An 8,034-nucleotide genomic window follows, 5' to 3' on the forward strand; every position below is an offset into this window, starting at 1 on the left:
TGGGCGACACGCCGCTCGAGCCCGCGCGCCTGGCGCCCTGGTTCAAGCGCATCGACGCCTGGCGCGCGCAGGACTGCCTGGGCTTCACGCCCGCGCCCGACGCCATCCTGCCGCAACACCTGATGTCGCGCCTGAATGCCGCGCTGGCGGACCGCGATGCGATTGTTTCGACGGACGTGGGCCAGCATCAGATGTGGGCCGCGCAATACCTGCGCTTTGACCGTCCCCACCGCTGGCTGACGTCTGGCGGCGCGGGCACCATGGGCTACGGCGTGCCCGCCGCCATCGGCGCGCAGGTCGCGCATCCGGACAAGACGGTCGTCTGCGTCAGCGGCGATGCGTCGGTGCTGATGAATATCCAGGAACTGTCCACCGCCATGCAGCACGAGACGCCCGTCAAGGTCGTGCTGTGCAACAACGGCTACATGGGCATGGTGCGCCAATGGCAGGAACTGATCCACGGCGGCCGCTACAGCCACAGCTACAACGCGTCACTGCCGGATTTCGTGGCGCTGGCGCGGGCCTTCGGCTGGGGCGCGGCGCGGGTGGATGACCCCGCCAAGCTGGATGCCGCGCTGGCTGAGTGCCTGGCGCATGACGGTCCGTACTTCCTGGACGTGGCGGTCACGGCGCAGGAAAACTGCTTCCCGATGATGCCTGCGGGGCATGGCCACCAGAAGATGATGCTGGCCGAAGGCGTGTGGTATCAGGACGAGACGACCTGAGACGTTGCCGAAGTGGGTGTCAGACGGCTTGCAGCCGCTGACGCCCGCACCGTCTTCAAAACTGGATAGACAACCCGCCGTCCACCACCAGCACGTGACCGTTCACGTACGACGCTGCGGGGGACGCCAGGAACACGGCGGCGCCCGCGATTTCCTCCGGCTCTCCCCAACGCCCCGTCGGATTGCGCGCAGCAACGCGCGGGCCGAACTGCGGATCCGCCACCATCTCCGCGTTGGTTTCCGTGGCAAACGTCCCCGGCGCGATGGCGTTGCTGGTGATGCAGTGCGGGCCGAATTCCGCCGCCAGCGCGCGCACCATGCCGGTCAGCCCTTGCTTGGCCGCGGGATACACCGCGTCGCCCGCGCGTGCCAGTTCCCCCACCACCGACGTGATCGCGATCAGCCGCCCGCCACCCTGGCGCATCATGCGCTCGGCCGCGAACTTGGCCAGCAGCATGCCGGCCACCAGATCCGTGTCGATCAGCTCGCGGATTTCGGCCGGGCTGGTGTCGCGCAGCGTCTTGCGGTTGCGCGCGCCCACGCTGTTCACCAGGATGTCCAGGCGCTCGTGCTCGCTGTCGATGCGTGCGAAGGCCTCTGCCATCGCCGCGTCGTCGCTCACGTCAAACGGCAGCGGATGCGCGTCCAGGCCGGCGCCGGTCAGTTCGGCCACCGCCGCGTTGACCGCTTCAACATTGCGGCCGTTGATCAGCACGCGCGCACCACAGCCGGCCAGCGCCCGCGCGATGCAAAAGCCCAGCCCGCGGGCCGAGCCGGTCACCAGCGCCACCTGTCCCGTCAGGTCGAAATTGCGCAGATACGGAAGTGTCTTCATCAATCGGGCCTCGCTCATTCCCGGAATTCCGGCGCCCAGTGCAAGAGCCGCCGTTCAATCCACGTCACACAATAAACCAGCGCAATGCCGACGATGGACAGCAGCGTCACCGCTGCGAACATGTCGGTGGCGTTCAGCGTCGCCAGCGCGGTGATCATCAAATAGCCCATGCCGGTGGTCGAACCCACGAATTCCGCCAGCACCACGCCGATCAGCGCAAAGCTGATGGCATTGGGTAACGCTGCGAAGGTCCAGGCCGCCGCCGTGGGAATGCGCACGCGCCACAGGATCTGGCGCGGCGAGCCGCCCAGCGTGCGGCAGAAGTCGACAAGTTCCCGCTCCACGCTGCGTCCGCCCTTGTAAGTGTTGAAGAACACCAGAAAGAACACGACGAACCACGACGTGACCACCTTGGACGCCAGGCCCAGCCCGAAGAACATGGTGATGAGCGGCACGAACGCGATCCGCGGCATGGAATTGAACGCCACGATGAACGGATTGAATACGTCGGCCAGAAAGCGGCTGCGGCTGAGCGTCATGCCCACCACGAAGCCGCTGCCCACGCCCACCACTAATCCGACAAGCGTGGCCTGCAGCGTCAGCCACAGATGCGGCCACACGGAGCGCGGCCCGGGTTGCAGCCATTCCCACAGGCGCACGGCCACGCGCGAGGGCTGGCTGATGAAAAAGGGATCGAAGAGCGTGTTCTGGGCAAACCACGGGATGCGCGTCAGCATTTCCCACGAGCCCAGGATCACGGCAAGGATGAGGACCTGCCACAAGGTGATGCGCACGCGGCGTGCGACGGCGGCGCGGCGGTCCAGGCGAAGCTGGTCCTGCAGGGTGTCAGCGGTATCAATCGAGGTCATGACGCGTATCGGTTCAGGCGGCGGCGCGGAACTGCTGGCCCAGCACGCTCCAGAGGCTTTGCACGTGGGAGACGAACTGCGGCGTTTCGCGCAGGGTGAAGACGTCGCGCGGATGCGGAATCTGGATGCGCTCGTCCAGCAGCACGCGGCTGGGCGGGCCGGACAGCACCACGACGCGATCCGACAGCAGGATCGCTTCGTCCAGATCGTGCGTGACCATCACGATGGTCTGGCCCAGCTTGCGCCAGATCTCCATCAATTCGCGATGCAGGTGCGTCTTGGTGTGCGTATCCAGCGCGCCGAATGGCTCGTCCAGCAGCAGGATGCGCGGCTCGACGGCCAGGCTCATCAACAGCGCCACGCGCCGCCGCATGCCGCCGGAGAGCTGATGCGGAAAGGCGTCGGCAAAGGCGCTCAGGTGGCCAAGTTCCAGCAGCTCGGCGACACGCTTGGCGATCCGGTCGGCCGGCACGCCCTGAAACTTCAACCCCAGCGCCACGTTCTTCCTGACGCTGAACCACGGCAACAGCGTGTCCTTCTGGAAGATGTAGCCCAGCGCCGGCGGCACCTGCCCATCCACCACGCGCCCGTCCACCTTGATGGTGCCCGTGGTGGGACGCAGAAAGCCCGCGATCATGTTCAGCAGCGTGCTCTTGCCGCAGCCGGACGGTCCGACGATGGACACGAATTCGCCTTCGTTGATGGTCAGGCTGACCTCGCCCACGGCGTGCGTCGTGCCCTGGCGCGACTGGTACGCCTTGCCTACCTTGTCCAGCGTAATCATCAAAGGCCCCGGGCTTTCCGCACGAAGCTCATGTTCACGCACTTGGCGTAGGGCACGGTCTTGATTTCTTCGTTCGAGAACTGGCGGCCGTCGCCCATGATGGCCGTCATGCGGTTGTACGCGTCCTCGGTGATGATGTTGTCCTTCAGGAAGACCGTCTCTTTGTAGACGCCCAGCGTCTTCTCGATGGCGGGGCGCGGGAAGGCGCTCAGGTAATCGTCGTAGATCACGTCCGTGATGGCGGCCGCGCTGTTGGCCGTGATGAAGTCCTGCGCCTTGACCATGGCGGTCACGAAGGCCTGCACGACCTCGGGGCGCTTCTGGATGGTGTCCTGCAGCGTCAGCGCCGCGATGCCGGGCACGTCGCCGCCCATGAACTCGTTCCACGAGGCTTCCGTGGTGGCGTCGAAGATCGGCACGCCCCAACCTTCCTGGCGCGCCTGCTCCATCATCGACATGGTCGCCATGCTGGCGGCCACCGAGCCGGTCTTGAGCGCGCCCAGCATGGTCGCCAGATCGCCCAGGGGGCGGATGTCGACCTTGTCGGCCACGCCCGCCTTCTGCATCAGGTACAGCGCCATCAGCCACGTGCTGGACTGCGGCTGCGTCGCGCCCACGCGCTTGCCCGCCAGGTCCTTCATCGACTTGATCTTGCCGCTTTCAAAGTCTTCGCGGCGCACGATGACGTTGGCGTAGGTCAGCTTGCGATCAAACCCGAACACCAGCGCGGCGGGCTTGCCCGCGATGGTCAGCGCGGGCGCGGCGGTGGCTGCCGTGGCGCCGAACACGATCTGGCCGGCGGCCAGCAACTGGTTGGTGCGCGGGCCGCTTTGCGAATTCAGGTACTCGACCTCCAGCCCGCCTTCTCCGAAGAAGCCCTTTTTCAGCGCCACATAGCCGGCCGCGAAAAAGGGGTCGATGCTGCCCTGGCCGTACACGACCTTGCCCAGCTTGGGCTGCGCGAAAACGACGCGCCCGTTGAGCAGGCTGATGCCCGCGAAGGCGGACGCGGCAGCCAGCACGCGGCGGCGGGTGGTGAAGTCGGAGCTACGGGTCATGTCGTCCTCGAAGTGTCTGGGTTGCAGCTGTTTGGCGTCAACAATACCCCAGCGATTGCTGCCCAACAATGGAAAACGCCCGGTTTCCCGGGCGTTCGGTCTTGCGACGCGGTGCGGATTACGCCGCGGTCTTCTTGGGTGCGGCCTTTTTCACGGCCTTCTTGGCGGCGGTCTTGGTTGCCGTCTTAGTGGCCGTCTTGGCCGCCGCCTTCTTGGCCGGCGCCTTCTTCGCAGCCGTCTTGGCCGCCGTCTTCGTGGCGGTCTTCGTCGCCGTCTTTGCCGGCGCGCGCGCGCGGCCCGGCTTCTCAGGGCGCGGCTCGAACTCGAACCCGACCTTGCCGTCCGGCTGACGCACCAGGAACGCCTTGAACTTGCGGTTCGTGCGGCTGGACACAAAGCCGTCCAGCAAATCGGTGCGGCCGTTGGTCAGCAGCTTTTCCATCTGCTCGCGCGAGATCTCCTGCTGCAGGATGACCTTGCCCGAACGGAAATCACAAGACTTCTCGGGGCCGACCGACTTTTCGCAGACGTAGCTCATGCCGTGCTCGAACACGCGCGACTGGCATTTCGGGCAAGGACCCACCGGCGTGTGGCCGGAGAAGTCCACCGCTTCGTTGTCGTCTTCGTCATTCTGGCCGAAGTCGAATTCCAGCTTGTACTCGTCGCTGATGCGCAGGATGGCGGCAAACGGCCGGCCCATCTTGCTGATGAAGCCTTGCAGCGGACCGATCTCGCGCTTGGCCAGCAGTTCTTCGACTTCCGGCAGCTCGAACGTGCGGCCGCCCGGGTGCTTGCCGATGGAGAAGTCGCAGGCCGTGCAGGCGTAGCGGCGGTAGTTTTCCTTGACCACCGCGCCGCACTTGGGGCAGGGCGTGGTCAGCGTGGCGTAGTCGCCCGGCACCGTGTCGCGCTCGTATTCCTTGGCGCGCTTGACGATCACTTGCGTCATCTGCGCGATCTCGCGCATGAAGGCCTCGCGGCCCAGTCCGCCCTGCTCGATCTGCTTGAGCTTGTGCTCCCATTCGCCGGTGAGTTCGGGCGAGGTCAGTTCAGCCACATCCAGGCCCGACAGCAGCGTCATGAGCTGGCGCGCCTTGGCGGTGGGCACCAGGTCGCGGCCTTCGCGGCGCAGGTAGCTTTCGTTGAGCAGGCCTTCGATGATGGCCGCGCGCGTGGCCGGGGTGCCCAGGCCGCGTTCGGACATGGCCTCGCGCAGTTCTTCGTCGTCCACCAGCTTGCCGGCGCCTTCCATGGCCGACAGCAGCGTGCCTTCGTTAAAGCGCGCGGGCGGCTTGGTCGACAGGCCGACGGCTTCGACTTCTTCCGTGCGCACGGTCTCGCCGTCCGCCACCGGCACCAGGTTGGCGTCCTCGCCCTGGGCTTCCTTGCCGTAAACGGCCAGCCAGCCCGGATTGACCAGCACCTTGCCGTCCGTGCGGAAGCGGTGGCCCTGCACTTCGGTCAGGCGCGTCGTGACGCGGTATTCCGCGGCGGGGAAGAATACCGCCAGGAAGCGCTTGAGCACTAGATCGTAGAGCTTGGCCTCGGCTTCGCTCAGGTCGTGTGGGATCTGCAGCGTGGGGATGATGGCAAAGTGATCCGACACCTTCTTGTTGTCGAAGATGCGGCGGTTCGGCTTGACCCACTGCTGGCTGACGACGGTGTCGGCATGGCGCGCCAGGCCGCCCACGGCGTTGGAGCCGCCCTTGGCCAGCGCGCGCATGGTTTCCTGCACCGTGCTGATGTAGTCCTCGGGCAGGTAGCGCGAGTCGGTACGCGGATAGGTCAACGCCTTGTGGCGTTCGTACAGCGTCTGCGCCAGCGCCAGCGTGGTCTTGGCCGAGAAACCGAAGCGGCCGTTGGCCTCGCGCTGCAGCGACGTCAGGTCGTACAGGGCCGGCGACATCTGGCTGGACGGCTTGGATTCTTCGGTCACGCTGCCCGGCTTCTCGCGGCAGGCGGCGACCACGCTTTGCGCGGCGGCGGCCGACCACAGGCGCGACTCGCGCTTTTCGGGATCTTTGTCGTCTTTCTTGAATTGCGGGTCGATCCAGCGGCCTTCGTACAGGCCGGCGGCCGCGACGAAGGTGGCGCGCACTTCCCAGTAGTCGCGCGGCACGAAGCGGCGGATGCGCTCTTCGCGTTCGGCCACGATGGCCAGCGTGGGCGTCTGCACCCGGCCGACCGGCGTCTTGAAGAAACCGCCGTCCTTGCTGTTGAAGGCGGTCATGGCGCGCGTGCCGTTGATGCCGACCAGCCAGTCGGCTTCGGCGCGCGAGCGCGCGGCGGCTTCCAGCGGTTTCATCTGCGTATCGTCGCGCAGGTTGGCGAAGGCCTCGCGGATGGCGGCCTGGGTCATCGACTGCAGCCACAGGCGCTGAATCGGCTTCTTCACGCCCGCATATTGAACGATGTAGCGGAAGATCAGTTCGCCTTCACGTCCCGCGTCACAGGCGTTGATGATGGCGTCCACGTCCTTGCGCTTGGCCAGGCGGACAAGCAGCTTAAGGCGTTCGGCGGACTTCTTGTCGGTCGGGCCCAATTCGAACGCAGGCGGAATCACGGGCAGGTGCGTGAAGCTCCACTTTCCCTTGACCGGATCGTTGGGCGCGACCAAGCTGAGCAAATGGCCGATGCTGGAAGCGAGAACGTAACGTTCGCTTTCAAAATAGTCGCCCTCGCGCGCGAAGCCTCCCAAGGCGCGTGATATATCAAGGGCCACCGAGGGCTTCTCGGCAATAATCAGCGTTTTATTCATGTGTATCCAGTGGCGGTAGTCCCGCCGTATCAGCGCGGATAATAAGATCGGAGATTCGCCAGATGCAAGTCGGCACTGAAACCAAAGCGGGATCCGAACTGCACGCTTGGCGTCAATTTTTGTCGCGAAGCACCTTGTGGCTAGGGGTTTTGCTGCTGGGCAGCGCTGCCGTTTGCTGGGTTGCCGCCAACTGGCAGGACATGACAAAAATGCAGCGCTTTGCCGGCGTGCAGGGTCTTCTGGCCGTGTGCGCGCTGGCCGCCGCGTGGTCCGGATTGCGCTTGCGCGCCCGGCCCGGCGTGCGGCGCAGCATACCCGGCGCGCTGCTGGCGCTGGCCGGCATTCTGCTCGGCGCGCTGCTCGCGCTGCTGGGCCAAACATATCAGACGGGTGCCGATACCTGGGAACTGTTCGCGTGGTGGGCAGTGCTGCTGCTGCCATGGGCGCTTGCCGCAGGCAGCCAGGCGGTGTGGCTGCTCTGGGCGCTGGTGCTCAATCTTGCGGCCGCGTTGTGGCTGGGCGAACGTGTCTTTACGTGGCTGATGATCTTCGGCGGTCCGGGTCTGCCCAGTCTTCTCATGGCCGCCCTGAACCTGGTACTGCTCTTCGGCTGGGAAATGGCCGCGCGCCGCTGGCGCGCCAGCACCGTATTCGGACCGCGCATCCTGGCCGCCATCGCGATCAGCGTGCTGGTCCTGGCCTTGATGTTTGGCGACTCCATCGTCGGCGGGCTGGGCACCTACAACGGCATCGCGTGGGTTGCCGTCACGCTCGGACTTGGCCTGTACTATCAGCGCGGCCGGCGCGACCTCGTCATCCTGGCCATGCTGGCCGCCGGCGTCATCTGCGTGTCGCTGCGCGTCGTGGGCGAATGGCTGTGGCGGCTGGAGCCCGGCGTGTGGGCAGCGCTGCCGCTGGCCGCCTTGCTGATGGCCGAGGCCGTCGTGGCCGCCCGCTGGCTGCGTGGCCTGAGCAACGAAGCGCCGGTCCCCGTGCCGGCCGCAG

Annotated in this window: 7 protein-coding genes; 2 read left to right on the forward strand and 5 right to left on the reverse strand. The window is 66.0% G+C overall.

Annotation, left to right across the window (positions count from 1 at the left end; translation table 11 throughout):
• On the forward strand, positions 1 to 725 hold a 725-nt coding region (locus tag B3446_RS09260), incomplete at its 5' end, for a thiamine pyrophosphate-dependent enzyme (protein WP_291380274.1).
• A gap of 55 nt (positions 726 to 780) precedes the next feature.
• Here the strand turns inward: B3446_RS09260 and B3446_RS09265 are convergent.
• The 5 genes from B3446_RS09265 to B3446_RS09285 form a co-directional block, all read right to left on the reverse strand.
• The gene (locus B3446_RS09265) at positions 781 to 1,560 is read right to left on the reverse strand and encodes an SDR family oxidoreductase (protein ID WP_291380276.1); all 780 of its coding nucleotides are present in this window, start codon (positions 1,558 to 1,560) and stop codon (positions 781 to 783) included.
• Positions 1,561 to 1,574: 14 nt separating this feature from the next.
• A complete protein-coding gene (locus B3446_RS09270) occupies positions 1,575 to 2,429 on the reverse strand; it encodes an ABC transporter permease (RefSeq protein ID WP_291380278.1) in 855 nt (284 codons plus the stop codon).
• 13 nt (positions 2,430 to 2,442) lie between these two features.
• Positions 2,443 to 3,213: an ABC transporter ATP-binding protein gene (locus B3446_RS09275; protein WP_191578353.1), complete on the reverse strand. Its 771-nt coding sequence runs from the start codon at positions 3,211 to 3,213 to the stop codon at positions 2,443 to 2,445.
• Positions 3,213 to 4,271: an ABC transporter substrate-binding protein gene (locus tag B3446_RS09280; RefSeq protein WP_105241316.1), complete on the reverse strand. Its 1,059-nt coding sequence runs from the start codon at positions 4,269 to 4,271 to the stop codon at positions 3,213 to 3,215. Before B3446_RS09280 ends, B3446_RS09275 begins: the two co-directional genes overlap by 1 nt.
• A gap of 118 nt (positions 4,272 to 4,389) precedes the next feature.
• Positions 4,390 to 7,029 carry a DNA topoisomerase III gene (locus tag B3446_RS09285; protein WP_291380282.1) on the reverse strand — a complete coding sequence of 880 codons (2,640 nt, stop codon included), beginning with the start codon at positions 7,027 to 7,029 and terminating at the stop codon, positions 4,390 to 4,392.
• Positions 7,030 to 7,091: 62 nt separating this feature from the next.
• Between B3446_RS09285 and B3446_RS09290 the strand changes: the two genes are divergently transcribed.
• Positions 7,092 to 8,034, forward strand: a 943-nt coding sequence (locus B3446_RS09290) for a DUF2157 domain-containing protein (protein WP_291380284.1), incomplete at its 3' end; no start/stop codon positions are given.

It is taken from the genome of Achromobacter sp. UBA5777 (genome assembly GCF_002418565.1).
Taxonomy (GTDB): Bacteria; Pseudomonadota; Gammaproteobacteria; order Burkholderiales; family Burkholderiaceae_B; genus Achromobacter; species Achromobacter animicus.